Origin of the sequence: Mesorhizobium sp. M00.F.Ca.ET.216.01.1.1 (assembly GCF_004010325.2) — a bacterium.
In the GTDB taxonomy this organism is placed as follows: domain Bacteria; phylum Pseudomonadota; class Alphaproteobacteria; order Rhizobiales; family Rhizobiaceae; genus Mesorhizobium.
Genome location: NZ_SADR02000590.1, coordinates 1 through 282, shown reverse-complemented (window position 1 = coordinate 282; position 282 = coordinate 1). Strand labels below are relative to the sequence as shown.

1 pseudogene is annotated in these 282 nt (G+C 64.5%); it reads left to right on the top strand.

Annotated features, from left to right (window positions below):
• Positions 1 to 282, top strand: a pseudogene (locus EN859_RS37560) (acyltransferase); the annotation flags it as partial.

Here is a 282-nt window from a genome sequence, read left to right as displayed (position 1 = left end):
CTCGGGCTATCTGATCACCCGGCATCTGGTCGCCGAGATGTCCTCGACCGGCCGGCTCGACCTGCTGCGCTTCTACGCGCGGCGCGCGCGCAGGCTGTTGCCGGCAGCGCTCTTCGTCATCCTCGCTACGCTCGCCTTCGGCGTCATCGTGCTCTCGCCGGAAGAGCAGGCGCTCTATTCCAAGGGCGCGATGTTCGCCTCGGCCTATATGATCAACCTGTGGCTGATCCGCTGGTCGTTCGACTATTTCGCCAACGACGCGGCCAGCAACCCGTTCATCCA